Source organism: Sulfobacillus thermosulfidooxidans, from assembly GCF_001280565.1.
Classification (GTDB): Bacteria; Bacillota; Sulfobacillia; order Sulfobacillales; family Sulfobacillaceae; genus Sulfobacillus; species Sulfobacillus thermosulfidooxidans_A.
This window is the reverse complement of record NZ_LGRO01000001.1, coordinates 1,545,141-1,571,436: the sequence shown is the minus strand read 5'-3', so window position 1 is coordinate 1,571,436 and position 26,296 is coordinate 1,545,141. Positions and strand designations below refer to the sequence as shown.

The following is a 26,296-nucleotide window of genomic DNA, read 5'->3' as shown; positions in this document are numbered from 1 at the left end:
GAATACTGAGCGTGTTCTGGAGGTGATTTGATGTCAACAATGCTCAAAACCTTAGGATATTCAGTGATGGGATTCGCATTAGGAGCTGGTGTTGCAGGAGGCAGTACCTTGGCTTTTGAACCCCATCATACGTCGCAAAACCCGGCTATTTACCAGAAAGTTACAACCCATACTTCCCCCACATTACCTATTGCCCCCGATACGATTGCCAACGTTGTAAAACGCGTAAGCCCGGCAATTGTCAAGATTGTTGCAACACATCCCAATGGGCAAGTCGATATTGGGACAGGTTTTTTCTTGACGTCATCAGGCGAATTGGTAACCAACGACCACGTCATCTATGGGGCCAATCATATTCAGGTTGAAGTACCAGGATATAAGACACCATTTACGGCGCGGGTTTTAGGCACCGATTATATTTCCGATTTGGCTGCTTTAAAAATTTCAGCACCAAAACCTTTGCCAACACTGCCTTTGGGCAGTTCATCCGCGACTCCCGTTGGATCGTGGGCGATAGCTATTGGCAATCCATATGATTTGAATCATACGGTTACGGTGGGCGTGATTAGTGCAAAAGGTCGCCCCCTGACCATCGGTCAACGACAATACCCCAACTTGCTTCAAACATCTGCGGCGATTAATCCGGGCAACAGTGGAGGACCTTTGTTAAATCTTAAAGGTCAGGTGATAGGCATTAATACGGCGGTGTCGACACAAGGTCAAGGCATAGGCTTTGCCATTCCGGTATCAACCGTGAAGAAACTTTGGCCCCAATTAATTAAGTATGGGCATGCTAAAGAGCCGTGGCTAGGTGTTGTGGTAACAACCGATACGCCGATTTTAGCCCGCCAATTTCAATTACCAGTGCAACATGGAGTGGCTATTGGATATGTTGTGCCGGACAGTAGTGCGGCGAAGGCGGGGTTGCAAGCAGGTGAAGTGATTACCCAAGTCAACAACCAAACGGTTAATTCGGCTACCCGTTTGGAGGATATTATTAATCAGCATAAAGTCGGGCAACAAATCACGCTGACATTACAAGGTCATCGTGGTGCGATTACGAAAACTTTGCGTTTGGGAGAAGCCCCAAATGGTCCGATTTCCATGCCTCAAGCTTTGTTTTAGCGAAGGAGAAGTGAAGGAAAGGCAAAAAGGATGGCGGGATTTTGGACCCGCCATCTGGTTTATGCGTTTCGAATTGCTCCTTTTAAAACGGAGGGATCATTGTATACTCGTTGCTCTTCGATAATCTCACGGGCCTTAGGGATTCCGTCCCATACATTCCAATTGAGAATGCCTACGACGCGTTGGTCGTGGAGATAATAGAGAACCCCTTCCTCTCCAAATTTCACCCAGTCTGCGAAAATCTCCAGGTTCCCGTCTAAACGGCCGATGGCCTCGTATCCCAAAGAAAACATATCCGAATAGAAAAACGGGAGATGGGTATAAGGTTTGTTGGCCCCGGCCATATTTTCTCCAGCAGCTCTGCCTTGGGTTAAAGCATTATCTTCGTGTTCAACCCGGGACTTTTGATCGGGATATGGATAGGGAAAAGAAGTCACGTCTCCTGCGGAATAAATGTCGGGATCAGATGTTTGTAGGTACTCATTGACAACAATTCCATCATTGACCGTAAGGCCCGCCATTTTTGCTAAATCCGTATTGGGGGTAATTCCAATGCCGGCCACCACTGCTTCAACTGAAAACGATATCCCATTTTTAGTGGTGACCATAATCTCACCGTTTTCTTCTGCCAAGTGCGTGACTCTATCGCCAGCAATTAATTTTACTCCGCGTTTTAAATATTCCTGGTCAATCACGTGTTTTAGGTCTTCTGGGAAAAAACGGTCAACCAGATGGGGTTCTGGAAAGACCATGGTCACTTCTTTTTCGTTGAGGTTTAAAGCAGCAGCTATTTCAGAGCCAATAAAGCCGCCACCAATCACCAAGAACCGGTTTTTTTCATCTGCTACCCTGCGAAGAGAAAAGTAATCATCCAAACTACGAAAATAAATAATCGGCACATCATGAGAAGGCAAATGAGCAGGAGTGCCTCCGGTAGCAAGCAACAATTTGCCATAGCCATATGAATTGCCAAATTCATCCATAACAATTTTGTTTTGCCGGTCGATGGCCGTAATCTTAGTGGTTAAATGTTCTTGAGCGTTTAATGTGAGAGGACTGGGACGCATCCAGATATCTTCAATTCGTTCACCCATCCAAAGTTTTTTCGACAACGGGGGACGATTGTATACGGGATATCGTTCCTCTGAAAAGAGACCAATACTACCCGATTTATCGCGGCGGCGGATCCCTGCGACGGCAGATGCGGCTGCAACTCCGCCACCCACAATGAGATAGTCATAACGTTTCATGTATGATCCTGCCTTTCTCGATATATTCTTGCCCTGTCGATAATTTAATAATCGACTTCCGACCTGTGTCCAAATTGTTCCTTACTTGCTAGAAAATTGCAAGCAGACCGAATACGAAATACTTACCCGTACATTTTTTTCGGATGGATTGTTTACTGAATATTACCGTATAATGTTGGAACAAAAGGAGGAACTGAATAGGAGGAATTGATGGATGGCGGCATCGGTGGCTTCACAGGTTCGCGTATCTGATGATGAATTATTGTTACGTGATCGGCAAGGTGATAGTGATGCCATGGAGGAATTATTACTCCGATATCAAGGTCTAGTTGCCGCTAAAGCCCGATCGTATTTTGTGGTAGGGTTGGATCATGATGATCTTCAACAAGAAGGAATGCTAGGATTGTTTTATGCCATCCGTCATTTTCGTTGGGAACAGGGTGTACCTTTTCAAGCTTTTGCGGATCTATGTGTTAGTCGACGCATTATCAGTGCCGTCATCCGGGCGACGCGTAAAAAACAGCAACCGTTGAATACGGCATTTTCATTGTATCAAACCGCATCGGAAGAGCCAGACGGACAACCCTTTATTGGGAAACTTGAGGATCACAAGGCCATGAACCCCGAACATTGGGTGATGGAACAAGAAAATCATGAACGCTGGACCATGTTATTACAACGTCGCTTGACAACATTGGAACAAGATGTCCTGCATCTGTATTTATCTGGATTTACTTATCAACAAATTGCCCGAAAACTTGGCCGAACGCCAAAATCGGTTGATAACGCACTTCAACGCATCCGGACCAAAGCCAGTTTTGCCTTTAAACGCTGGATATAAACTTGCGACAGCACTCTTTTACTCGAGGTGATTTATGAAAATTGCGCGCATTCATGCCGACCAACGCGATGAATTGGCGTTGGCCGTTGGCGAGCGTTTGTTACCTATCGCTCGTCTTAGAACCTTAACCGATTTTCCGTCTCAATTATTACCGACCTTCGTGACTATGGAGGATGTTTTACATTCCCCAAGCTTATTGACCCAATTACAGAATGTTGACCAGTGGATTCAAACACATACCAGTAGCATTCCCGACTCGTGGTGGCAATCCACGGAGACGACTCTGCCCGTTGTGGCCCAACCCGAAAAAATTTTATGTGTGGGATTAAATTATCGTCGCCATGTTGAAGAAACCCATTTAGAAATTCCTCCGTACCCCGTATTGTTCAGCAAATTTGCTAATAGTCTTGAGGGCAACGGTCAAGTTGTTTTTTTGGGGGATATGGCTTCGCAGTGGGATTATGAAGCCGAACTTGTCATTGTGATAGGACGGCCTTGCTTTAAGGTATCAGAAGAACAGGCCTTGGATTATGTTTTGGGATATTGCAACGGCAATGATCTTTCGGCCCGCGATCTGCAGTTTCGAACGGGACAATGGCTCCTTGGTAAAACATTAGCGGGAATGGCGCCCATAGGCCCCTACATCGTGACCCGGGATGAAATTCCCAATCCCAATCAGTTAACCGTACGATGTTGGGTAAACGGAGAATTGCGCCAAGAAGATGAGACCGGACAGATGATTTTTTCGCCACAATATTTGATTCATTACATTTCTCAATTTATGAAGCTCGTTCCGGGCGATCTGATATTTACCGGGACACCTTCTGGTGTTATTCTTGGGCAACCTCCAGAACAGCGGCAATGGTTAAAAGATGGTGACCGCGTTACGGTAGAAATCGATGGACTAGGTCGCCTGGAAACTACATTAAAAGCAGGGTATCCGGTTGAGTAAATACGATGTCTTTAGGCCATGATTGAGACAACGGTGGCCATTCATGGCCCCTCGCTGTATTTTCCCCTTGACGTTTTTGACGTCAAGGGGATTCAACGATTTGTCGTGTTTCCGCTATGCTTCCTGAATTGTGATCCGCTCTCGAGCCTGTTGGGCACGCTGGCGAGCTTCGTCAACCGTATCAGCCTGGGCCAAAACAACCCCAACTCGGCGACCTGGATAGGTTGTGGGTTTGGCAAATATACGCATCTGCGTAGAAGGGACCTGCAACGCATCCTCGACACCATTTATGCGGTAATTGGCATAGGCATGATCTGCTTTAATAGCATAGCTTGCAGAGGGTTTGAGCACATCTACGGGAGGAACGGGCAAGCCCATGATCGCGCGAACATGTAACGCGAATTCCGACAAACTCTGGCTGACCATTGTCACCATTCCGGTGTCATGGGGTCGGGGAGAGACTTCACTAAAATAGACGCGTTCAGGGGTTACAAATAGTTCCACACCAAATATACCTAAACCGCCCAAAGCGTCGGTAATAGCCCGGGCGATAAACTGGGCTTGGTCCCACTGTGACGGAGTCAAAAAATGAGGTTGCCAGGACTCAATATAATCTCCATGGACTTGGCGGTGTCCAATGGGTGGACAGAGAATGGTTCCCGTTTTACTGCGGACTGTTAAAACCGTAATTTCGGAATCAAAGGCGATAAATTCTTCGACAATAATGCGTTGGTTGTAAACCCGGCCAGCTTCCATTGCTGTATTCCAAGCGGTTTTGAGGTCGACAGGATCAAAACAGACGCTTTGGCCCTTGCCTGACGAACTCATAATAGGTTTTACAACGAGGGGAAACCCGAGATGGCGAGCAGCTTCTTCAAGTTCTTGCAGATTATCGGCGAATTCGTAGCGGGCAGTCGGCAAATTCAGGGTTTCTGCAGCCAATCGACGAATGCCTTCCCGGTCCATGGTTAATCGGGCCGCGCGGGCTGTAGGGATAACATGAAATCCCTCTCCTTCGAGAATTTCGAGCGTGGGAGTCGATAAGGCTTCAATTTCCGGCACAATATAATCAGGATGTTCGGTTTTGACTAATTGGTAGAGAGCATCCGCATCCGTCATATTAATCACATATGACTTGTGGGCAACAGCCATAGCGGGAGCGTCCGGATAGCGGTCTACTGCTACCGTGTAAAGACCTAAGCGTTGTGCCTCAATTAAGACTTCTTTACCCAGTTCTCCAGAACCTAACAATAGTAATTTTGCGCTGTGATATGCCATATTCCCATTGTCCTCTTTTCTTACAAATGTATGCGTTTCAATATCTAAATAAAAACGCCGCCTGGACTTATGCCCAGGCGGTCGGCTTCGACAACCGTTACGCTTCTTGTGGTTAATCCACTAATCCGCCAGTCACGTAACGTGTAAGATGGAAATTAAACTAGCAGATCAAGCAGGGAAATGCAAGAATTTTTGACCTCGTTCTTAAGTTCTCCCGACAGTATCTTTCAGCTTTTAGTCAGGTCCAATTCATACTTTTGCAATATTTGTCATAGAAAATGAAGTCGAGCCAGAAAGAGCACTGCCGGTAGAGATACCGGCCTGATACGAGGGGTGCATATGCTGAACATCGATTTTCATCTTCGCTTGGGTATTTGGCAAATTGTTAAGCATGATGGACAATATTTTCTAGAAAAGAGTCCCAAGAGATGGAGGCTCGACCCACTGACTGCCGTATATGTTGGATCACGGTTGATTGGACCGTTGGCACAGGTACCTTGCCCGTTAAACGTCAGAGTTCGCCATGGGCATCTGCGTCCGTTAACGCTCGAAGTCGTGCCAAGTCTTTATGGTCGGGTGGAAGTGATGACGTCCCGAGCAATTAGTGTGAAACGGCGAGATGGTCATGTCGAGACGTTTCCCCTTAACAGGGAGCAAGTGATGGGAATCGATCGGCCCCATCCTATTGCTGGCGAATATGTCGCGCTTTATTTGACTAATGGTCTAGAACGGGAAATCATTGGGATTCGGACAATGCGATCGTTGTCATCAACTCGGCATATAATTCTCAATCGATATTCATTTCGATATTCTCTTGATTCTTAATGCAAATAAGGGTATTATTTATGCTGTTCACGCCTCTATGGCAACATTTCACATCTATTATCAGATTATTCGACGAAAACATGTGATTCGCTTCACAAAAACCGCTACAATACTGATGACGATTCCGGGGGGAATTTCTGGTCGTTATTTTTTACATGCGATAAGATAGCAGAAAATTTGCAATAACTAAAAATCACTAGATCTTCGGAACGGGGATCATACCCCTTGAAGAAAAGTCGCCAAAACATTAACAAAGGAGTGTCATGCGTGGGATTTGGTTCTTTTAATTATTGGCTTCGAGATGGATTAAACAAGGGGTATGCGGTAGCTCAAATAAATATTAACAACTTGGAATTCGTTCAGGCAATTATTGAGGCCGCTGAAGAGGAACGGGCGCCCATCATTTTAGGTGCCAGTGAAGGTGCTTTAAAATATATGGGACTTGATTATGCTGTGGCTATCGCGAAAACGGCTGCAGAACGTGCTAGCGTTCCGGTTATGCTGCATCTCGATCACGGTCCGAATTTAGACTGGGTACTGAAGGCGATCCGCAATGGATTCTCGTCAGTTATGATTGATGCGTCCCGACTTCCCCTAGAGGAAAATATTGCTTTAACTAAACAAGTTGTAGATTTGTGTCATCCATTAGGTATTGAAGTGGAAGCGGAACTGGGCCGTATAACTGGTACCGATGATGACCTAACCGTTGATGAACGTCTAGCAACCTTATGCCGTCCAGAAGACGCGGAACGCTTTGTTGCTGAAACGCATGTTGATGCCTTAGCCGCCGCGATTGGCTCAGCTCATGGGCATTACAAAGGGAAACCCCAATTAGATTTTGAGCGATTGGCCGCAATTCGTGAAGTGACAGGCATTCCTTTAGTCTTACATGGTGGTTCAGGTATCCCTGATGAAGATGTGAAAAAAGCGATTAGCTTAGGAATCGCAAAAATGAATATTAATACCGACAATCAGGAAGTTTTCACAGCTAAGGTTCGCGAGGTATTAGCAGCGAATCCGAAGATGTATGATCCTCGGAAATATTTAGGACCAGGTCGTGACGAGATTAAGGCCATGGTCAAGAAAAAACTTGCCTTAACCGGTTCCGTAAACCGGGTTTAACCCATAAAACTGTTAGGGGTGCATTTTAGCTGGCTCGGGGCTTGATGGCCTGTGGAGAGATAGGAGGGATTTCGAATGGTATCAAGGCGTCATCGAATTACAATGATTGGAATAGCGGGGGACAGTGGTGCAGGTAAATCGACTTACGCGGCTGCATTACAGGAACTCCTAGGGGTTGACCGGGTCACGGTGTTGACGCTGGACGATTACCATTCGCTCGATCGTGACGAACGCAACGCTATTGGAGTTACCGCGTTAAATCCCTGGAAGGCTAACAATTTGGGCTTATTAATTGAACATGTTTGGGCATTACGACATGGTAAACCCATTGTCAAACCTACGTATGACCATGCGACCGGACGATTTGGACCAATGGAGGAGATTGTCCCTAAGGATATTGTTATCTTAGAGGGCTTGCACACACTCTATTTGGAAAAATTACGGGAAGCATTAGATTTGCGAATTTATTTTGATACCGACAATGAACTGCGTGTCCGGTGGAAAGTTCGTCGTGATTCAGGGGCTAGGGGATATACCCCGCAAGAAGTGTTGGAAGAAATTGAACGCAGGCGGCCCGATGTCATGCGCTATATTGAACCCCAAAAAGCTTTTGCAGATTTGGTTATTCACTATATGCCTGATAAAACCTTGCCCCCGACTCCAGAATATCCCGAACCTGTTCGGGTAGTATTTGCAGAACGGTTACGTCGCAACAAGCGGATTTTGGTGAAGTGGCTTGCTCTTGGAGCACGTTTGGGCCTAGTGCATGCGGAGCACGTGCACGATATCGTAGAAGGCGAAGAAATGGAAGTAGCCGCGTTGTGGGGAACGACCCAGCAGTCAGCTTTACAATCTTTAGTTGAGATGGTGTCTGATAGCCAGCTCTTCCATGAGCATATCACCCGGTTAGGGAAGACATTAGATTACGATCCTATTGGCGTGTCACGAATTTTGGTGGCCAGTATGATTTTGCTTCTCGACCGCAATTTCCGCCACGACGAACAAATTCTGCGGCAATTATAAATATGGTAAAAAAGCCCGCTCTAATGAGTGGGCTTTTTTGCGCTGATTTGAAACCATGGCGACGGTGCTTCAATTTGTTGGATTTCCTCAAAGTGATGGCGGTCTAATAGGCTCATTAATTCGGGCGGGGTAAATCGGATTTCAAGAGGAGGGCCGAATTCTGTGGGAATTTTGTCCCACTCTACCAAAAAATATATTCCTCCCGGCTTAAGGAGACGGTACACTTCCGATAAAATGCGTGCGTGGTCAGGCAGGTCGTGCAGGACATTGGCCATCAAGATCGCATCGAGCGATTCCGCCTCTAGAGGAATCTGGTCAGCCGATGCCTTTAAAAGCATAAGATTTGTCAGACCTGAATTTTGGGACCGTTTTTTAATCCAGTCCAGCATGTCTTGTTGCCGATCAATGGCATAAACTTGACCTTGAGGCAATCGTTGAGCAGCTTCAATAGCGTAATAACCGGGACCACAGCCAATATCAGCGATAACCATATCGGGACGAACCAGAAAGTGATCCAATGTCATGTGTGGAGGAAAAATATCCCGCCGGCTCGTTTCCATCTGAACTAACCGTGCGGGATCAAAGTCATGGCCATGATGGGGCACATCATTGCCTCCTTTTTCCAAGTAATGTCGCTTAACATCTTATCAACCATGGAAACTTTTGCAGGGAATTTCCACATTACCATTTTTGCCAGGTATGACGAGATTCTTTCAACCGCTCGACCATTCTGTCAAATTCCTCGTGGGTCATTTCACCCTTGGCATAACGTTCTTGGGCAATTTCTAGTGGTGTTTTCCCTGAAAAGTCACTGAGCATATTCGGACCATCTTGAAACCACTGATAAAGGCGCTGGCGTCCAAAGAACAGATCGTCATCACGTGAACGTGAGGAATGATGGTAAAATGCTGTACTGGCAGCTAGAACCATCATGGTCACCATGAATGGGAAAAAAACAATAAATGTCCAGCCCATAAGCCCATCCCTCTTCCTCTTAATACCCCTTTATTCACATATTTTATCAAACTTTACGGTCTTCGAGTTGACAAAATATTGTGCATGAGTTGCTGCCTGCCAATATCATAAGAACGCATAGAAAATGGACAAAATGGGGTATTGTGCGAAAAAAGGCGGCGAGAACAGTCATATAGAGCATTTACTGGATGCGAGTAGGACTTTGATCAATTTTCATTGTGGTGCTAGGTTCGTGATATTCAACGGTTAACCCATAAATAAACCCACCCAGCCATTGTTGCCAGCTGATGATTTGAAAATTGTAGGATGGCAAGAGGCGTGTTAACTGCTGAATGTCGATAGGATTATTTAAAAAGTTCCGGCTAGGTAGTCCAACAAAACGGTGATAAGACACAATCCAATGCCATAACCTCCGGGCTAAACGAGCTAAATGATTAGTTGGTGTTCCATAACATAAAAAGACAACACGTCCACGATCACAGATAAGGCGTTGAACTTCCTGGAGAATGTCATCGGCATAATAAGCATCCAAAATGAATTCGGTTAATATCCGATCAAAGCTGTTGTCGGGATAAAACACATGATGATGCGTCCCCATCATCCATTGGATGCGGCGCTCCATGTCGCTTTGGGAACGGTTTTCCGCTTCATGAAGCAGTTCAGGAGAGGGATCGACAGCAACAATTTCTCCATACGGTCCCATTTCTGATATTAAACTGCGAGCCATATGTCCTTTGCCACATCCCAAATCTAAAATCGAAGCGGCTTTGGCTGGTTCCATATGTTTTAATGCCCACTCATGCCATGGCCAGACGTGCGAAGAGCGCCGCGACGAATGGTGCCGAGTAGACGTATGAGTTTTTGCGACGCTTTGCATGACATGTCACCCAGTTTCTCCATAAGTTACTCTCATATTCATTAACGCGAAATTTTGGCGAAAAAACTATGACCAGATGGCGTACATCTGATGGGCCATCTGGTCAGAAATAGGACCATATCGATAGTCAAAAGAGACCGGGTTTAACTAGCGGCAGCAGAGGACGAAGAGGACTGGGACGTCGGTGGGGCCACCGTGACCAGAGTGCCGTAATGCAAATATGGCCAGACTTTAGCCGCTATAGGAATCGGAAGTTCGACACATCCCAAACTTTGAGGGAATCCATATTTTGCCCGAGGAAATCCATGGACGGCGTCACCACCTTTGAAATAATTGACATAGGGTACACCAGGATCGTAATAGGGCACCCCATTAGGATTGACACCTTGCATGGTTTGGGATAAATAACGCTGATAAACGGGATAGGTCCCAATATACGTGGGCGACTGAGGGATTCCCGTGTTGGCCAATGACTTAAGAACAATTTGACCGTTATGCCATAATGTCAAGGTTTCGGGAAGGTTTTCTGAGACATAGACATATGAATATCCATCGGGATTCATTTGATCGCCCAAATCGGCCTGAATAAGATCTTTCCACACTTGAGGTCCTGCGATTCCGTCGACTGGTAGATTATGAACCCGTTCAAAATTCATAACTGCTCCTTTGACCATCACCGTATATTGCCCTGGTACCCAAAATGATTGAAGTGTGGCTGGCGTATTCGAGTATTGCCATTGAAATTGGCCAGAGGGAGCATTCATCATGGCCGCTATTTGAGCCGGTAATGTATCAGGCACCGGGGTATTAGGAATCCATTTTAACGGAAGGTAGCCCAGCTTGGCTAATAATTCCTGAAGTCGCAAGGTTGAACCTGGAGCTGTTGACCATGAAATGGTTACGTTATTAGGAAAATAGGCTCCCTGGGCACTATGATAACCTTGTGGCCCGCCGGGGATGGTGACGTTCACGACTTGATCTGGTCCATACCCCCATGCTGATGCGGGAATAAATTGCTCAGTGGTGGGACTTTTCCAAATCCATTGGCCTGCAATTTGAGGACTAATTTTGGGACTCAGGTGACTTTGTTCGATAGCGTGTGAAAAGGTCAAGGTTAAAGGTTGCGTCAGGCCAATGGGAAGATTGACATTGGGAGAAGCGACGACCTTGAGCCAATTGGGTGTTCGCCAACTCAGTGTTTTGGGGGTTGAGACACTTTCCCACGCCCTTGCTTGCGTCTGAACAGTCAATGTGCCTTGTTCTCCTGGAGCAGTTCCGGGGCTATGGATCGAATAAATTGATTGAGGGACGGTTGAGCGAATAATGGCTCGTTGACGATCGTTCATAATGATATGCAAGATGGATGCAGGCGATGATAAGGATAGGGCAATAGGGTGGCCAGGAATTACCGTGAGCTCCTTAGCCGTAACAATAGGATCTTGCGGTGTGACCACAGTTTTTGAGATCGTTGTGGGACCGAAAGGCCACCAGGATGGTCCAGTAATCTGCAAACGAATCGTATAAGGAACTCCTGCTTCCATTGATGATAGAGGCCATAATTGACCATTTTTAGCTGTCAATTTGACTTTTTGGCCATGAGGGCCCATTGCAATGGCTGAAGCAAGGTTTCCATTTAACGATAAATTAGCCAGAGCATTGGCACTGGCCGTAACACTGGCTCTTGGCCAGAACCCATAGAGAATCACTCCCGCTGCGATTAAGGGAACAGTCCATAAATAATGCCATCCATGATGCGTCTTGTGTTTTGCTGTTCGACTTTCAAGCATTAACCAATCACCTGCCATATCAGCGATAACTTCATCCAAAATTTCCATCTTCTACATAGAGTAACGCAAGCATGATGGAAATGGTTACATAGCTTTTTGAACCGTTATGGGATTGTCATCGACAATATCGGTGCTTTGATGTCCAAATTCGACAGGTAATGGGTGAAGAGAGCTAGAAAATCGTAATCATTGCACGGTAAAGATGCTAGCCCATAGCAGAAAAGGACCTATTCATGGGAATTAGAAGAATGATTTGGTTTTATATTATCTCTCTTAATGGATCTTAATTTTTCCAGAACTGACTTGTAATTTCTATGAAGGATGCTTAAGAGATCGTGAATTTAAAAAATATAAAGATAGCGATGGCCTGGATTTTGAACGGTCATAAGCTTCTAAAAACCTGCTGGAGACTTTTGTAATCCTGACCTTAGCGAGTTCATACGATTTGTAGTTCCTTTGAGTGAGGTCACGGGACCATATGGCCCTATTACTTCATATCGACAGTTCCATCTAAGAAGGACCTTCTGCATCTGATAGTTGTTCTAAGCTTCTTCTACACTAAAACTGTCACCAAAAAGCAGCTGTGATAGCGAAGTTCTCCAGAATTGTGAATATCAAGAAGGATATCAGGACATGTTACAACAAGTCGGGATTAACGAGTTGACGAGTTAAAGGAGATGAGTCTGGTGACAACAGCAACGGGTAATTACATCGTCGAGATATTGTTCTTATTAACATTTGTAACGGCTCTATTGTGGCCGGGTAAACGGCATTAGGATGGAATCCGCGAAAGACGGAGGAGGAATCAAAAATGGCGAACTGGACAACCTTTGCTCGCAAAACAAGTGCAGCGGTATTATCTGTAGATACCTGGTTGCCGGAGACAATGCCTGAATATGCTCAAGGTTTTATGTACATGTTAGGGTCTTTAACAGCATCAAGTTTTGTTGTTTTAATTCTTTCCGGTGTGATTTTGGCCGCTAATGGCCCGGCCAGCTGGTCTTATAATGGACCAATGCGATTTGTGGCTGCAACCCATTTCTGGGCGGTTCAAGCGTTTTTCTTTTTCATGATGCTGCATTTATGGCGGGTGTTCTTTACCGGAGCATGGCGGGGCGGCCGGCATGAAACGTGGTTATTAGGCGCATTGGCTATGTTAATTGCTATCCCGACAGCTTTCACCGGATTTTTGATTAATGGAGATTTTTACTCGCAGTGGAATGCGGTGCAAGCGAAAGATGGTTTGAATGCTCTGGGACTTGGGTGGATTAACTTGCCCAATGCCGGGCAAATGGTTGGGATGCATTTAGTGGTTTTGCCCTTAACGCTTAGCGTCATCATTTTTGGTCATATTGTACGGGTTCGGATGAAAGGGGTCGTGCCACCATATCCGGAACACAGCGCGGCCCATGTAAAGGAGGGACAATAACATGGCTACGCGTATGGATGATGAGATGGTCCATGATTATCGTTACGTACCCGAAGATTTTATGAAACATTTGATGTCAACACTTGGAATTATCATTGTCTTGGTCTTAGTGTTGGCAGGGCTCTTTGGAGTTCCAGAAAAAACACCGTTAACCATTAAAAGCTATGCCACACAAAATCCGGTAGCCTTTGAGGCGATGGCAACCCGGGACCTTAATGGGCAAGGCCGTATCGCGAATTATGGTCCGCCATATAACAATGGCACTGGCAACGTTGAATCAGGATTACAGAAACTTTCTGGCATTTGGCATCCCATCAACGCGGAACAAGATTTTATTCTCCATCCCTTGACTATGGCAGCGACTATTAATCCGAAAATTACCCCGGCATTGCGTACCTTTGAAAGTGCCTCACGGGCCCAGCAAATTCTTTGGGCAAATAACTATGAAGCAGCGTTATTAGCCCATGGGCAATTTGTTAACGGTCAAGTCGTAGTCCCGCCTGGTAATTACGGGCCGGTTCCGGCATTAATGAATGCCACATTGCAGCTGGGTAAAAGTGGGTTGATGTCGGGAGCCTTAATTCGCAACCCGAATGTGGTGACGCGATTTAACAATCAAAATTACTTGCTCTTCCTTCAAGGTGACCCATTACACCAAGCGGCTGCACCCTTGCAACTGAAAGGAGAACAATGGGGCATTATCCATTCGGCTGTTCCCGGATATCCCGGAGCTTGGTGGATGACCATTCCAACATGGATTTATCAATGGCCTTGGGTCGCAAATTCGTCGGCTAATGATGCTTTAGCATTAAGTATTGGGTTTGTTGTCTGGTTGATTCTGGCTTTGACACCATGGATTCCCGGATGGAACCGGGTGCCTCGCTACTTAGGTGTTTACAAACTGATTTGGAAAGACTTTTATCACCGTCCGCCTACAGAGGCGCCAACCGGTAAAAGTGAAACGCAGACACGAGGAATATCGTAATCGTTTGAGGGAAGATATTAAGTCGGCATAAGGATCCACATCGTGGATCCTTATGCGTTATATGATTTTGATAGCAAGTCGCGGAACGTAGGGAAGTTATAAGGTGGTACTGCCAAATCCCCCTTGGCGTTCAGCATCAGAAGTGTCGTTGTCTGTTATCCCGAATCTGACAAAGATACCTTGTGCAATGCGTTCACCAGCTGTAATGCTCACTGGCTCATGTCCTTTATTTTCTACCGGTATGAAAATGTGGCCCTCATTATCGGGATTATCGACATAATCCCGGTCAATAACCCCTACTTGATTAGCGAGCACACAGCGTTTCTTAACTGCCCACGAACTACGAATGATCACGAGTAAAACCTCGCCGGGAGGCATGTATACTTTAAGACCCGTTGGGACCAGATGGATGTCACCGGGATTTATAGTAACCGTCTCGGCAGAAGCTAAATCGTAACCCGCGGAATCCTTGGTATGCCTCTTGGGAATTGAGATATTTTTGTTTTGATATTGGCTGATTACAGCAAATGCCCTCTTTGGCATGGATGGAGCTCCTATTCTGATGGCTTTTTAGATTCCTCGTAAAAATATACCCAATGTCCGTATGCCGTCAATTCGGGCTCTGTTTCAGTTCCTTTCACCTCGCTAACACGACTGTCGTCGCTATCTTTCTATTCAGTGCAATATCGGTTGGGCATTCCCTCTGGTTTTTGCCTACAGAGAATTTGGCTTTCATCCTATGATTTGATATGATGACTCCTAATGGCTTCAGGATCCTGATGTATTCTGCGAACGCGAGCATATAGCGAACAGTAGCAGCTTTGCTGATTAAGCTCTTTCTTTGTGCCAGGGAACACATTGATACACCAAAAAATTTTGGCTTTGAAATCACGGGACATCATTAGGACTATAAGTCACATGATACAATGCGAACCGCCATGCGATCCGAACACACGGCACAGGTCTCACAGTAGAGATTGGCAATGAGATATTTTCTTGTTCACTGAACACTAAGACCGTCGTTCGTTCCCAGGTTTCACCATTTCGGAGTCGTGTCTTGCTCTCACGGACGGTTGAATTCTGGTACCGCCAAGGGTTGATGCATGAACACGTTTCACATAATTTCCGTTTAGATGTTGGTGATAAGAGATAGACGGGAAACAATTTATTATCAATTGGTCTTAGCACCAAGCCATAAATTAGCGTATAATATCCCATTGGTAGTTAGTGAAGGGGCTCGTGCGTGAGATGAGACTCGCATGTTGAAGAGTAGTGCGAGTATTGCAAAAAATAGTACGATGATTCTCGCAGCATTCTAAAACGAGTATACTACACTTAGAAAGATGAATATTGGGAGAATTGTAAATCATTTAACAAGAGTACCGGATGAAGGGAGATTGACAAGGTATGGCGGATGAACAGACAGGCGTGTCTGAAACTGAAATCGCTGTGCACTGGCACGAAGAAGAATACTATTCTCCACCGGAAAGTTTTATTCAACAGGCAAACCTGAAGGATCCCGAGATTCGGGAAAAGTTTGGCATTGAAAATTTTCCCGATTATTTTGCCGAGTATGGGGAATTATTGCAATGGGATCGTAAATGGGATCAAGTGTTTGATGGCAGCAATCCACCTTTTTGGCGGTGGTTTGTGGGTGGACGGTTAAATGCTTCCGTCAACTGTATTGACCGGCATTTAGCGTCGAATCGGAACAAGGCCGCCTTCTATTTTGTTCCTGAAAATCCGGACGAAATGAGGCAAGTAATTACATATCAAGACCTCTATGTCCGGGTCAATGAATTTGCCGCTCTCCTCCGGGACTTTGCCGGGGTCAAAAAAGGCGACCGGGTCACGATTCATATGCCTATGGTCGCCGAATTGCCCATTGCGATGTTGGCATGCGCCAGGTTAGGAGCGATCCATTCGGTTGTTTTTGGAGGATTTAGTGGCCAAGCATGCGCAGACCGAATTGTCGATTCAGAGAGCCACATTCTTATCACGATGGATGGCTATTACCGAAGCGGAAAATGGCTAAATCATAAGGAAAAGGCCGATGTCGCTGTGGATCGTGCAGAACAAGCGGGTCAACATGTGGACAAAGTGCTGATTTTTGAACGTCATGCTGGTCGCTATTCAAGTGATACTCCCTTAAAAGAAGGCCGTGACTTTATTGTTAACGAACTTCTTTCGCAATTTCGAGGAGCACGTGTACAACCGGAATCAATGAAGGCTGAGGATCCCTTGTTCCTCATGTATACCAGCGGTTCAACAGGAAAACCCAAAGGGGTTCAACATAGTACAGGTGGCTACCTCTCCTATGTGACGGCGACCAGCAAAAATATTTTAGATATTCATCCTGAAGACGTGTATTGGTGTATGGCTGATATTGGGTGGATTACCGGACATTCCTACATTGTTTATGGGCCATTATCCCTTGGGGCATCATCGATCATTTATGAAGGTGTGCCGTCTTATCCCCACGCTAATCGACCTTTTGAAATTGCTGAAGAATTAGGCGTCAATATCTTCCATACATCACCCACCGCGATCCGCGGATTACGAATGGCAAAAGACATCAATCCCCAAAAGTACAATTACCATTTTAAATTGATGGTGACAGTCGGCGAGCCAATCGAGCCGGATGTCTGGCGGTGGTACTATCACGTCATTGGACGGGACGAAGCGGTCATTGTCGATACCTGGTGGCAGACCGAAACAGGAGGATTCTTATGTAGTACAGTGCCTGCCCTTGACAAAATGAAACCCGGGAGCGCTGGACCAGGAGTTCCTGGCATACATCCTGTAATCTTTGATGATGAGGGACATGAAATTCAAGCGGGATCGGGACGTGGGGGAAATATTTGTATTCGTAATCCTTGGCCTGGTACTTTACAAACTATCTGGAAAGATCCGGAACGTTTTGTGAAGACTTACTACGGAAAATACTGCAAGAACCCAGAGAGTAAGGATTGGCGTGATTGGCCGTATATGGCCGGAGATGGGGCAATGCTAGCGTCGGATGGATATTTCCGCATTTTGGGACGCATTGATGATGTCATTAATGTAGCAGGTCATCGCTTAGGAACTAAAGAGCTGGAGTCCGCAGTATTGAAGTTGGATGAGGTGGCGGAAGCAGCTGTTATTGCGGCTCAAGACGATCTAAAGGGCACAGTTCCTGAATTGTATGTGTCTTTGCAACCCAATGTGATCCCTTCTGACGAATTAAGCCAACGCATCGTCAACACGATCGTTAGTGAAATTGGGCCAATTGCCCGTCCGCGGAAGGTGTGGATTGTTCCTGACTTGCCAAAGACTCGTTCAGGAAAAATTATGCGGCGCATTTTGGCATCCATCTCGAACAATAAAGAGATTGGGGACGTGACCACTTTGGCGAATCCAGAAGTGGTGGATACGATTCACCAATTGGTGCGTTCTTAATTGACGGATCGATGAGATCCGAAAAAAACGCGAGAAGTCGCAAGACTTTTCGCATTTCACCTCGTCAGTAGGCAGGTCTATTTACGATGATTGGGGGCTAGAAAAAGATGACGGGAAAATTCGCCAATCCTGGACCATTGGGTCTTGCAGGTTTCGCCTTTACGACGTGGATGTTGAGTATGATTAATGCAGGATGGTTTGATGCACGTAGTTTAGGCATGGTTATTGCTCTGGCCATGGCTTATGGAGGCACTGCGCAGTTGGTTGCCGGGATTTTGGAATATCCACGCGGAAATACTTTTGGAACCGTGGCCTTCTTTTCATATGGAGCGTTTTGGTGGTCTTTTGCTCTATTTGCCCACTATTTTGGATCGGCAGTGCCTTCGGCATTTGTCGGATGGTACCTATTTATGTGGGGAATTTTTACTTTTTACATGTGGATCGCGACATTCCGGATCAACCGTGCTTTACAACTCGTCTTCTTGTTTTTGTGGCTGACCTTTGTCGTCTTGGCGGTCGGTACATGGACTCATTCTGCGTTAACTCAAGCTGGAGGATACCTTGGATTGATTACGGCACTTTTAGCCTTTTACGCGTCGGCAGCGGATGTTGTGAATCCCGCATTCGGACGGGATATTCTCCCGCTTCATCCCTATTCGCCGGAATCATCACAGAAAACGGCACGTCGTAGTGCTAGTTAAGCGGACTCGTCACCAAAAGAGCAGAAAGAAAACTTTCTGCTCTTTTTTATTCGTTCCGAAGTCGGTACACTGGGAAAGAGGTTCGAAGCTAATGATGGATACATCGAAAGGAGGGAATCCTGCCAAGATTCTCAGCAGGGATACTCGGTGAAACAAGCTCTTGTCGTCGGTGGCACAGGCATGTTGGCGTCTTTAACGCCATGGCTTGTAGAACATGAATATTGGGTCAGTGTGATAGGGCGTTCTTCCAACAAATTGTTTCGTGTGATGAACCAGGTCGCCCACCGGCCTCACTACGTGACGCCTTTAGTTCTCGATTATCATGACCATGCGAAAGTGCATAAATGGATCCAACATATCCAGTTAATGCAAGGTCCTATCGATTTGGTGGTGAGTTGGATTCATGAACCCAAAAATCCTGTGCTTTTGGCTATTGCAGAGGAAATTACGGCATATCGTCATGATTTTTGGAGACTCATTGATATTATTAGTAGTGCTAGGCAAGGGACAATGACTGATATACAACTTCCCCGAACCTGTCTGGTTCAGCGTGTGATTTTAGGTTACCTGAACACGTCACAAGGCCATCGTTGGTTAACCCATGAAGAAATTGTTGCAGGTGTTATCCAAGCTATTGAACAGTCCCAAGAGCCAGTTGTTGCAGTTGGGGATATTTCATTACCACGTCCCGACAATATCCGCTAATGAGACCCGTTGCGCACCAGATTAGGGAAATGGTTGAAGGGATGAAAATCGGATGCGCGACGGGTCAAGAGTTCCGACTTATTTTGCCAGTCGATTAACCTCATCTAAAATTCCGGGAGGTAGGGGACGGTTGATAGCCTGAACCGCTTCATCCAGGTGCTGCACATTTTTTGTTCCAACCAATATCGAACTAACTTCCGGACGTTGGGCAATGAATTGTAGCGCGAGAGGAATGAGTTGGTGAAAATCGTTGTCAAGTAGTGCTAAGTAGGGCTTTAGTTGATCGGCTTGTGGTGAAGAGGATGTGATAAGTGTCTGGGCGCGAGGTGTGAGCCAGCCCATAGCCAAGGGAAAACGAATCAGAACGCCGACAGCATGGTCAGCCGCTTTTTTTATGGCATCCAGAGCCCTACGATCTAGCAGGTTGTAGGTCAACTGCACAACATCGAAGTCTTGTAACGCAATGATATCATCGATTAGATCATATTCACACGATGCTCCCAAAAAGCGTACTTTTCCTGCGTTTTTGGCCTCCCGCATGGCTTTTACCGTTTCGCCCTGTTCGAGTACATTCCGGGGATTCGGTCCAAAATGAATTTGTAATAAATCGATTTGACTGGTGCGAAGCCGAGCTAAGGATTCCTCAATAGACATGGTAATAGCGTGGTAGCTAAAATCGTAATAGGTATTAGGTTCCTGGTTATGTTCTCCACATTTAGTGGCTAGAAAATATTGATGGCGCCTTTCCGAAAGGGCTTGTCCAATGCGAGCCTCGCTTTGATGATAGGCGGACGCGGTATCAATGATGTTGATACCCAAATCCAAGACGTGGTGTAAGACCGTTGCGGCTTGTTCAACTGAAGGACGCTTAATTTCTTCTCCATGTCCTATGCCCCAGTCCCGGCCAATTTCCAGTGCCCCAAATCCAATAATGCTAACTTGTTCCCCTGTACGTCCTAAAACTCGGTATTCCATATTTGTCGTCTCCTTGTGAAAAATGCGTTATGCTAAGATTAATTTACTAGCGGGAGTGAGAATGGTATCAATAAACGCCATTTACGCATTACCTTTTTGTTGCCCGGACCTCCTTCGGTTCCGGTGGGCGGTTACCGGGTTGTCTATACCTATGCGAATTATTTGGCAAAACGAGGACACAGGGTGGAAATTGTCCATGCCGGGAAATTAGGGCAATTTCCCGCTCCACAGCCCTCTTCGTGGCGAGCCTTACGCAATCTGTGGCGATATTGGTTGCGGATTAAGCCGGCCATTATCCCCCCTCATATATCATGGCATAATTTTCATCCCCAGGTAAAGCTATCCTTTTTGTCTGGAGAGCCCGTTAATCGTGTAATGCCGGCTTCGGATATCATTGTCGCCACAGCGTGGACGACTGCGGAATACGTCCAAGATTATGCAAAAGAGAAAGGGGAACCTTTCTATCTTATCCAACATCTGGAAACATGGCAGGGAAAGCGTGAGCGTGCGCTAGCTACATGGCATTTTCCGTTTCATAAAATTGTGGTGTCGCACTGGCTTCATACGGAAGGAACGAAACGAGGGATTGAGGACTTGGTTCATATACCTATTGCCGTGGATCATCAATTGTTTCATCCCGGTCAGTCGTTGACACGGCGACCACTGAGCATTTTGGGAATGTATCATCCTGCTCCATGGAAGGGTGGACAAGATATGTTGGCGGTGGTGACGCGTCTAAATGAGCAATATCCGTCCCTTCCTATTTCCCTGTTTGGGACGGGTGCTCGCCCAAAGGATCTTCCGCCATCGATACGATATGTGCAAAATCCTTCACAGCCAGAGTTGGCGATTTTATACCGGAATCATGCCATTTTCGTTCACACCAGTTATTTGGAAGGATGGGCATTACCGCCGGCCGAAGCAATGGCATCGGGGTGTGTTTTTGTGGGAACCGATAGTCGGGGAAACCGCGATTATGCTATTCCCAACGTCAATGCCTTGCTAGTTGAACCAGGTCATACCGAAGAGCTATTCCTGCAGATATCGCGGGTGATTGAACACGAAGATTTGCGCGATAGATTACAACAGGAAGGATTTAATACGCTGCAAAATTTTACCTGGGATGACTCAACGGACATGCTGGAACAGTATTTTTGGCGTTATCTGCCATGATGCTCCAGCAAAAGTTCTGGCAAATCATCTAAACAGTGAACAATGGAAGGAGGGATGGTCATGGCGAAGGAATTTCTTGATGTCTATGATGATCAGGGACGGTGGATTGGGGTCCGATCTCGTGATACGGTTCATCGCGAGGGATTATGGCACAAGACCTTTCATTGCTGGATTGGGGGCTATTGGCAGGATGAACCCGTGTTAATGTTGCAGCAACGTTCACCAAACAAGGATATGCACCCTAGACTCCTAGATATTTCATCAGCGGGTCATCTTCTTCACGGTGAGAGTCCCGAAGATGGTATCCGGGAGGTGCGTGAAGAACTCGGTTTGGCCTTAAATGCTTCTGATGTGATTTTTGTGGGGGTTTCGCGCCAATCTTTTGTGGGGCCGAACATAATTGACCGTGAATATTGTTATGAATATGCGTTTTTAATGGGGCAGCCGATCGTGCCTGATCTCTTTGTCTTAGACTCAAGCGAAGTCGCCGGGATCTTTCCTATCAGTTTGCACATTCTTTATGATGTGTTTAGCCACCATGGCGAGACCCTCCACAATGTCCAGGGATGGAAACAAACCCCGGAAGGATTGTCTGGCACAACCCTACCGGTGAATGTTCACAGCTTCGTCCCACGGGGTCCGGCGTATTATCTTGACTGGATTATGTGGTTTAAACAACACATGGCAGAGTCTTAATTGAGTTGTTCAGAAGGCCGAATAATAATCTCGCTCACCGATACAGACTCAGGCTGTTCAATCGCATACAAAATGGCCTCTGCGATAGTCTGGCTATTAAGAGGTTTCCCAGGAACACGGGCCTTTAGCGCATTGAGTGCCTCTTGATCTGTTGTTGTATGTAATAACTCGGTTTCGACCAAACCGGGCGAAATGAGGGTGGTACGTATGTGATGATGAGCGGAAACTAGCTCCATTCGTAATCCATCTGTGATAGCCCGGACTGCAAACTTCGTTCCGCTGTAAACGGCCCCCGCGAGTCCGACTTTGTGGCCAGCGACAGAAGCAATATTGATAATGTGGCCACTATCTTGAGCAATCATCACGGGGAGAACGGCGGCGATTCCATATAAAACGCCCTTGATATTCACATCGACCATTTGTTCCCATTCTTCCACATGGAGTTTTTCCATGTACGCCAGAGGCATGAGACCGGCATTATTGATCCACACATCAATGCGACCAAACTGATGCAACGCCAGGTCCTTAGCCTGTTCAACTTGATTGCGCTTGGTGACATCAACGGGAATGATGGCCACTTGCCCTCCGCCTGCCTGCAAATCTTGGGCAATACTCTCTAACCTTTCGCGGCGTCTAGCTGCGAGAACCAGTTTGGCGCCCCGGCTCGCCAAGAGTCGAGCTGCTGCTTCGCCAATACCACTACTCGCTCCCGTAATAACGACCACTTTATCGGCGATTGTGCTCACACTGAATCATCCTTTCCACGATCTCTTCTGTGTCATTGTAGAATGGGAATTAACTACGTAAGGATGTATCATCGCCTTTATCAAGGTTATACCGGAAAGAAAGAACGTGAAGCGATAATACAATCTTATGTTAACATAACCGCATTTAAGGAGTCGAACCGGGGCTATGGCTGATAATTGGCTGTTAGGTATTGATTTGGGAACAACCCACATAAAGGCGGTCGCGATAAATAGAACAGGAAAGGTCGTATTTAAGGCGAGTCAGCAACCTAAGCTTTACATGGCGTCCGAAGGGCACTTTGAACAAGATCCCGCCGAAATTCTTCAGATAGTGCGATTATTTATCACACATTGTCGAGAGCAAGCGCATTTGGAGTCTGTGGCGTTTAGTGCCGCCATGCACACTTTTATGGTGGTAGATAATCAAATGAATCCGGTGACAAAAGTCTGGACCTGGATGGATCGCCGCGCACGCCCTTTTGCAGATATGCTGCGTCAACAAGGGAGAGGAACGCTATGGTACCGTCTCACTGGATGTCCTGTGCATGCAATGTCCCCGGCTGTCAAGTGGCTAGCTTATTCACGCTTTGATTCCGGTTTTAGGCCGATCTCCCTAAGAGATTGGATTATTTATTCCTTGGGACACCAACTAGTAACAGACTATTCTATTGCTGCAGCTAGTGGTATGATGTCGCGTCAGGGAACGTGGGAACCAGAAATTTTGGCCACATTGCATCTTTCTGAGCAGATCCTTCCCTCTATTCACTCATGGGATTATGTTGTGAACGATAATATTTTGGTTGGCGGCAGTGATGGCGCCATGGCCCATTATGGGTTGAATGTGACACCGAATTCGCATCACGGTGTGCTTACTTGGGGAACTTCTGCGGCCATTCGGATTACGGCCGATAAAGCGGAACCGGAGAATTTTATGCCGGTGGGTAATTTTGCTTATTTTTTGGGACCTAAGCAGGGATATTTGGTGGGACAAGCCTTGTCCAATGCGGGAAATGTTTTGGTATGGGCGTCAAAAATGTTGGGGTTCTCCATTCCCGTGCTAATGACTCAAGGAATAGAGGCTATTAATTCGCAGGATTCTTTACCTGTCTTTATTCCCTATCTTTATGGGGAACGTTCACCGATATGGGATGAAAATGTAAACGCAGGTTTTGAGGGTGTGCTACCGCAACATCAAGGAATGCATTTTGCCGGGGCTATTCTGGTGTCCTTACTGGCGCTTCTGAAAGCGGCCTACCAACGCTTACAACAATCCACAGGGCCTCTCATTTCTCTTCACGTGGGACCAAATTTGTCCCACCAAAGTCTATGGGGACAATTGGTTTCTCAAATTGTCGATGTTCCTTTGATTGTATCTAGTCATGAAGACGCATCTGTCTGGGGGGCCGTAAAATTAGCTGCTCATACACAAGGCTGGCCTGTAGTGTCCCCCGAGAGTCAGGACATTGTAATTCACCCAGTAAAAAATCCTAGGCTGATAGAACGAATTGATGCCATAATGGATTATATCCGGTAAATTACAACAATTATAGTTCGATAATAATCGCATAGGTCCGAATGTGGACAGGGCAGGGAGGAGACCAATGCGTTGAAATCCTTGACGCTTCTTATTGTGACCAAACCTCATTGTTCGGGTTGTGAATTGATGAGGCGTACGACCTTAAACCATCCTGAAGTGCAAATGGCGCTGGAAGCCAAATGGGACGTTTACTCATATCGTGCTCACGAAGACGAAGCGGGCACTGACTTTATTTGGTATCCGACGATGGTGGCTTACGATACCATGTTTCAAGTTTTACGGCGGGAAGAGGGATTTATTCCGCCCTATGAATTTTTAGTCTTTTTGCATCTAGCCGAAGCCAAGCAATTGTTGAAGCAAAAAGATTACACCACATGTTTGCAGTTGCTTGAAACCACCTCCAAAACTTTTCCTCTTAGTGGATTTATACCCGAATGTTTATATTATTTGGGTGTGGCGAACCATTTAGCTCACAATCCGCGAGAAACAGCCCGGATTTGGCGGACGTTACGTGAAAACTATGCCCAAACACGATGGGCACACAAAGTTATGCTACAATGGCCTGAGCAGTGATTATCGGCGAATTTCAAATTGTGAAATCCCTTGCACCGGAATTTCTTCTTGATAAAGATGGTCAACCCGTGCTAATGTTGGACCTTGTTTTAGCCAATCAATAAACGAGGATAGCTGCTCTTGTTCCCCTTCAATTTCCAATTGCACACGGGTGCGTTCTGAACAATTTCGCACCCATCCAGCAATGTGATAGCGCTGCGCGACTTCCCACGCTGATTGCCGAAACCCGACACCTTGAACTCGGCCGACAACCTCGATGCGATAACGCTTTATGGTCATCCCCATTTCACCTCTCCTGTGTCCATGCCTATTTTCTGTCATGATTGTACCATGGCGAGAAATGGCTGCTTGAACACGTCAGCTTCTTTTGAAATTCTGCCGGGACCTTAAAATAAACCTCACATATTTTTTTATAAACCTATTGAAAGTTAACAAATAAGCGTGTAAACTGACACCATGAGCTACCGAGATCCTATTAAAAACCGCTAGGGGCTAACATTGAAACCCAAAAGGTAAGCTCTCTCGGGATTCATCTTAGGATACTCTGACACAACTTGCTGAAAACATGACAAGCGCGTTATCGAGCAAAGAGGATTTTGTCGAGACGATTTGATTTTATAAGGGGGTTCATAGCAATTGACACGCTTGTTTGATTCGATACCGGTATCTGTACGGTCAACCTTTGTTCAGGAAAAATTGGGAGCTTTGTTGGAGGATAGTACTTATAGTCGTGAGTTGCTGTGGACCTTGCAAGTTTACTTGGAAAGTAACGGTCAGGCACGGGAAGCTGCAAAACGTCTCTATGTGCATCGCAACACGCTAGCATATCGTTTAGAACGGCTGCAAGCACTACTGGGATGTGATCTCAAGGATTTGGATACAGTCATTGATTTGCGATTGGCCCTAGATTTTTATCATGATGGAATTCTAGAGAACGGAGGGAAAGATGATGCCAAAGTCGAGGAGATTACCCGTGTTCCCTAAGTCGCCGCAAGGGGAATGGAAAGAATGTGATCAGTGTTTTGGCTATGGTGAAGATATTTGCCAAGAGTGTGAAGGAGAAGGATGTCTACGTTGTGGGGAGAGGGGATATACCGTATGCCGCATTTGTCACGGCATAGGAGAGGTGCGTATCGATGAATTTACATGGATTGCGGTGCAGTCCTAGTTTCGGAGGTTTAAACAGGAGACCGATTTGTGGGTCATATCACAAATCGGTCTCTTTATATTTTGCCGACATTTTTCCGATGAGAATGTCTAAGATAATATAGAGATTATAGAGC

26 protein-coding genes and 1 riboswitch are annotated in these 26,296 nt (G+C 46.1%); of the genes, 16 read left to right on the top strand and 10 right to left on the bottom strand.

Going from position 1 to position 26,296, the window contains the following annotated elements:
• Positions 1-30: 30 nt before the first annotated feature.
• Positions 31-1,125 carry a S1C family serine protease gene (locus AOA63_RS07890; RefSeq protein WP_053959186.1) on the top strand — a complete coding sequence of 365 codons (1,095 nt, stop codon included), beginning with the start codon at positions 31-33 and terminating at the stop codon, positions 1,123-1,125.
• A 59-nt stretch (positions 1,126-1,184) separates the two neighbouring features.
• Here AOA63_RS07890 and AOA63_RS07885 read toward each other — a convergent pair whose 3' ends face one another.
• Entirely contained in the window at positions 1,185-2,375 is a 1,191-nt protein-coding gene (locus AOA63_RS07885) for an NAD(P)/FAD-dependent oxidoreductase (RefSeq protein WP_053959185.1), read from the bottom strand.
• 214 nt (positions 2,376-2,589) lie between these two features.
• Here AOA63_RS07885 and AOA63_RS07880 point away from each other — a divergent pair, with 214 nt between their 5' ends.
• Both AOA63_RS07880 and AOA63_RS07875 read left to right on the top strand, forming a co-directional pair.
• Complete coding sequence (locus AOA63_RS07880; RefSeq protein ID WP_053959184.1) at positions 2,590-3,216, top strand: sigma-70 family RNA polymerase sigma factor; 627 nt, start codon at positions 2,590-2,592, stop codon at positions 3,214-3,216.
• 34 nt (positions 3,217-3,250) lie between these two features.
• Positions 3,251-4,168, top strand: a complete 918-nt coding sequence (locus tag AOA63_RS07875) for a fumarylacetoacetate hydrolase family protein (RefSeq protein WP_053959183.1) — start codon at positions 3,251-3,253, stop codon at positions 4,166-4,168.
• A 114-nt stretch (positions 4,169-4,282) separates the two neighbouring features.
• On the opposite strand, the gene purT is transcribed toward AOA63_RS07875, so the two are convergent.
• The gene (gene purT, locus AOA63_RS07870; protein WP_053959182.1) at positions 4,283-5,446 is read right to left on the bottom strand and encodes a formate-dependent phosphoribosylglycinamide formyltransferase; all 1,164 of its coding nucleotides are present in this window, start codon (positions 5,444-5,446) and stop codon (positions 4,283-4,285) included.
• Positions 5,447-5,510: 64 nt separating this feature from the next.
• Positions 5,511-5,592: riboswitch (ZMP/ZTP riboswitch) on the bottom strand.
• A gap of 193 nt (positions 5,593-5,785) precedes the next feature.
• On the opposite strand from purT, the gene AOA63_RS07865 reads away from it, so the two are divergent.
• The 3 genes from AOA63_RS07865 (at position 5,786) to AOA63_RS07855 (ending at position 8,416) form a co-directional block, all read left to right on the top strand.
• Positions 5,786-6,271 (top strand): hypothetical protein, encoded by a 486-nt coding sequence (locus AOA63_RS07865; protein WP_053959181.1) that lies wholly within the window; start codon positions 5,786-5,788, stop codon positions 6,269-6,271.
• Between the two features lie 267 nt (positions 6,272-6,538).
• Positions 6,539-7,393 carry a class II fructose-1,6-bisphosphate aldolase gene (gene fba, locus AOA63_RS07860; RefSeq protein ID WP_053959180.1) on the top strand — a complete coding sequence of 285 codons (855 nt, stop codon included), beginning with the start codon at positions 6,539-6,541 and terminating at the stop codon, positions 7,391-7,393.
• A 75-nt stretch (positions 7,394-7,468) separates the two neighbouring features.
• Positions 7,469-8,416, top strand: a complete 948-nt coding sequence (locus AOA63_RS07855) for a phosphoribulokinase (RefSeq protein ID WP_020373245.1) — start codon at positions 7,469-7,471, stop codon at positions 8,414-8,416.
• A gap of 20 nt (positions 8,417-8,436) precedes the next feature.
• On the opposite strand, the gene AOA63_RS07850 is transcribed toward AOA63_RS07855, so the two are convergent.
• The 4 genes from AOA63_RS07850 to AOA63_RS07835 form a co-directional block, all read right to left on the bottom strand.
• Positions 8,437-9,021 carry a class I SAM-dependent methyltransferase gene (locus tag AOA63_RS07850; RefSeq protein ID WP_053959179.1) on the bottom strand — a complete coding sequence of 195 codons (585 nt, stop codon included), beginning with the start codon at positions 9,019-9,021 and terminating at the stop codon, positions 8,437-8,439.
• 76 nt (positions 9,022-9,097) lie between these two features.
• Positions 9,098-9,391 carry an SHOCT domain-containing protein gene (locus AOA63_RS07845; protein ID WP_053959178.1) on the bottom strand — a complete coding sequence of 98 codons (294 nt, stop codon included), beginning with the start codon at positions 9,389-9,391 and terminating at the stop codon, positions 9,098-9,100.
• Positions 9,392-9,572: 181 nt separating this feature from the next.
• Complete coding sequence (locus tag AOA63_RS07840) at positions 9,573-10,268, bottom strand: class I SAM-dependent methyltransferase (protein ID WP_053959177.1); 696 nt, start codon at positions 10,266-10,268, stop codon at positions 9,573-9,575.
• A 143-nt stretch (positions 10,269-10,411) separates the two neighbouring features.
• On the bottom strand, positions 10,412-12,055 hold the full coding sequence (locus AOA63_RS07835) for a L,D-transpeptidase family protein (protein WP_206742818.1): 1,644 nt from the start codon (positions 12,053-12,055) through the stop codon (positions 10,412-10,414).
• 811 nt (positions 12,056-12,866) lie between these two features.
• Between AOA63_RS07835 and AOA63_RS07830 the strand changes: the two genes are divergently transcribed.
• Positions 12,867-13,484 carry a cytochrome b N-terminal domain-containing protein gene (locus AOA63_RS07830; RefSeq protein WP_053959175.1) on the top strand — a complete coding sequence of 206 codons (618 nt, stop codon included), beginning with the start codon at positions 12,867-12,869 and terminating at the stop codon, positions 13,482-13,484.
• Between the two features lies 1 nt (position 13,485).
• Positions 13,486-14,469 (top strand): hypothetical protein, encoded by a 984-nt coding sequence (locus tag AOA63_RS07825; RefSeq protein ID WP_053959174.1) that lies wholly within the window; start codon positions 13,486-13,488, stop codon positions 14,467-14,469.
• Between the two features lie 96 nt (positions 14,470-14,565).
• On the opposite strand, the gene dut is transcribed toward AOA63_RS07825, so the two are convergent.
• A complete protein-coding gene (gene dut / locus AOA63_RS07820) occupies positions 14,566-15,012 on the bottom strand; it encodes a dUTP diphosphatase (protein ID WP_053959173.1) in 447 nt (148 codons plus the stop codon).
• A gap of 864 nt (positions 15,013-15,876) precedes the next feature.
• Between dut and acs the strand changes: the two genes are divergently transcribed.
• The 3 genes from acs (at position 15,877) to AOA63_RS07805 (ending at position 19,313) form a co-directional block, all read left to right on the top strand.
• Positions 15,877-17,907, top strand: a complete 2,031-nt coding sequence (gene acs, locus AOA63_RS07815) for an acetate--CoA ligase (RefSeq protein ID WP_053959172.1) — start codon at positions 15,877-15,879, stop codon at positions 17,905-17,907.
• 107 nt (positions 17,908-18,014) lie between these two features.
• A complete protein-coding gene (locus AOA63_RS07810; RefSeq protein WP_053959171.1) occupies positions 18,015-18,608 on the top strand; it encodes an acetate uptake transporter in 594 nt (197 codons plus the stop codon).
• Between the two features lie 147 nt (positions 18,609-18,755).
• Positions 18,756-19,313: a hypothetical protein gene (locus AOA63_RS07805; RefSeq protein WP_053959170.1), complete on the top strand. Its 558-nt coding sequence runs from the start codon at positions 18,756-18,758 to the stop codon at positions 19,311-19,313.
• 78 nt (positions 19,314-19,391) lie between these two features.
• Here the strand turns inward: AOA63_RS07805 and AOA63_RS07800 are convergent, their stop codons facing one another.
• The gene (locus tag AOA63_RS07800) at positions 19,392-20,288 is read right to left on the bottom strand and encodes an aldo/keto reductase (protein ID WP_053959169.1); all 897 of its coding nucleotides are present in this window, start codon (positions 20,286-20,288) and stop codon (positions 19,392-19,394) included.
• A gap of 96 nt (positions 20,289-20,384) precedes the next feature.
• On the opposite strand from AOA63_RS07800, the gene AOA63_RS07795 reads away from it, so the two are divergent.
• Positions 20,385-21,461 carry a glycosyltransferase family 4 protein gene (locus AOA63_RS07795; RefSeq protein WP_139061523.1) on the top strand — a complete coding sequence of 359 codons (1,077 nt, stop codon included), beginning with the start codon at positions 20,385-20,387 and terminating at the stop codon, positions 21,459-21,461.
• A gap of 60 nt (positions 21,462-21,521) precedes the next feature.
• On the top strand, positions 21,522-22,157 hold the full coding sequence (locus AOA63_RS07790; RefSeq protein ID WP_053959167.1) for an NUDIX hydrolase: 636 nt from the start codon (positions 21,522-21,524) through the stop codon (positions 22,155-22,157).
• Here AOA63_RS07790 and AOA63_RS07785 read toward each other — a convergent pair.
• Positions 22,154-22,903, bottom strand: a complete 750-nt coding sequence (locus AOA63_RS07785) for an SDR family oxidoreductase (protein ID WP_053959166.1) — start codon at positions 22,901-22,903, stop codon at positions 22,154-22,156. The genes AOA63_RS07790 and AOA63_RS07785 overlap by 4 nt on opposite strands.
• A gap of 166 nt (positions 22,904-23,069) precedes the next feature.
• Between AOA63_RS07785 and AOA63_RS07780 the strand changes: the two genes are divergently transcribed.
• Both AOA63_RS07780 and AOA63_RS07775 read left to right on the top strand, forming a co-directional pair.
• A complete protein-coding gene (locus tag AOA63_RS07780) occupies positions 23,070-24,437 on the top strand; it encodes an FGGY family carbohydrate kinase (protein WP_053959165.1) in 1,368 nt (455 codons plus the stop codon).
• A 72-nt stretch (positions 24,438-24,509) separates the two neighbouring features.
• Positions 24,510-25,013, top strand: coding sequence for a hypothetical protein (locus AOA63_RS07775; protein ID WP_053959164.1), 504 nt, complete (start codon positions 24,510-24,512; stop codon positions 25,011-25,013).
• On the opposite strand, the gene AOA63_RS07770 is transcribed toward AOA63_RS07775, so the two are convergent.
• Positions 25,014-25,292 (bottom strand): acylphosphatase, encoded by a 279-nt coding sequence (locus AOA63_RS07770; RefSeq protein ID WP_053960652.1) that lies wholly within the window; start codon positions 25,290-25,292, stop codon positions 25,014-25,016.
• A gap of 357 nt (positions 25,293-25,649) precedes the next feature.
• Here AOA63_RS07770 and AOA63_RS07765 point away from each other — a divergent pair, with 357 nt between their 5' ends.
• Positions 25,650-25,997, top strand: a complete 348-nt coding sequence (locus AOA63_RS07765) for a PucR family transcriptional regulator (protein WP_053959163.1) — start codon at positions 25,650-25,652, stop codon at positions 25,995-25,997.
• Positions 25,998-26,296 lie beyond the last annotated feature (299 nt).

Coding starts and splice junctions, on each gene's coding strand:
- AOA63_RS07890 (WP_053959186.1), top strand. CDS start 31: ATGTCAACAATGCTCAAAACCTTAGGATATTCAGTGATGGGATTCGCA.
- AOA63_RS07885 (WP_053959185.1), bottom strand. CDS start 2,375: ATGAAACGTTATGACTATCTCATTGTGGGTGGCGGAGTTGCAGCCGCA.
- AOA63_RS07880 (WP_053959184.1), top strand. CDS start 2,590: ATGGCGGCATCGGTGGCTTCACAGGTTCGCGTATCTGATGATGAATTA.
- AOA63_RS07875 (WP_053959183.1), top strand. CDS start 3,251: ATGAAAATTGCGCGCATTCATGCCGACCAACGCGATGAATTGGCGTTG.
- purT (WP_053959182.1), bottom strand. CDS start 5,446: ATGGCATATCACAGCGCAAAATTACTATTGTTAGGTTCTGGAGAACTG.
- AOA63_RS07865 (WP_053959181.1), top strand. CDS start 5,786: ATGCTGAACATCGATTTTCATCTTCGCTTGGGTATTTGGCAAATTGTT.
- AOA63_RS07855 (WP_020373245.1), top strand. CDS start 7,469: ATGGTATCAAGGCGTCATCGAATTACAATGATTGGAATAGCGGGGGAC.
- AOA63_RS07845 (WP_053959178.1), bottom strand. CDS start 9,391: ATGGGCTGGACATTTATTGTTTTTTTCCCATTCATGGTGACCATGATG.
- AOA63_RS07840 (WP_053959177.1), bottom strand. CDS start 10,268: ATGCAAAGCGTCGCAAAAACTCATACGTCTACTCGGCACCATTCGTCG.
- AOA63_RS07835 (WP_206742818.1), bottom strand. CDS start 12,055: ATGCTTGAAAGTCGAACAGCAAAACACAAGACGCATCATGGATGGCAT.
- AOA63_RS07830 (WP_053959175.1), top strand. CDS start 12,867: ATGGCGAACTGGACAACCTTTGCTCGCAAAACAAGTGCAGCGGTATTA.
- AOA63_RS07825 (WP_053959174.1), top strand. CDS start 13,486: ATGGCTACGCGTATGGATGATGAGATGGTCCATGATTATCGTTACGTA.
- dut (WP_053959173.1), bottom strand. CDS start 15,012: ATGCCAAAGAGGGCATTTGCTGTAATCAGCCAATATCAAAACAAAAAT.
- acs (WP_053959172.1), top strand. CDS start 15,877: ATGGCGGATGAACAGACAGGCGTGTCTGAAACTGAAATCGCTGTGCAC.
- AOA63_RS07810 (WP_053959171.1), top strand. CDS start 18,015: ATGACGGGAAAATTCGCCAATCCTGGACCATTGGGTCTTGCAGGTTTC.
- AOA63_RS07800 (WP_053959169.1), bottom strand. CDS start 20,288: ATGGAATACCGAGTTTTAGGACGTACAGGGGAACAAGTTAGCATTATT.
- AOA63_RS07790 (WP_053959167.1), top strand. CDS start 21,522: ATGGCGAAGGAATTTCTTGATGTCTATGATGATCAGGGACGGTGGATT.
- AOA63_RS07780 (WP_053959165.1), top strand. CDS start 23,070: ATGGCTGATAATTGGCTGTTAGGTATTGATTTGGGAACAACCCACATA.
- AOA63_RS07770 (WP_053960652.1), bottom strand. CDS start 25,292: ATGACCATAAAGCGTTATCGCATCGAGGTTGTCGGCCGAGTTCAAGGT.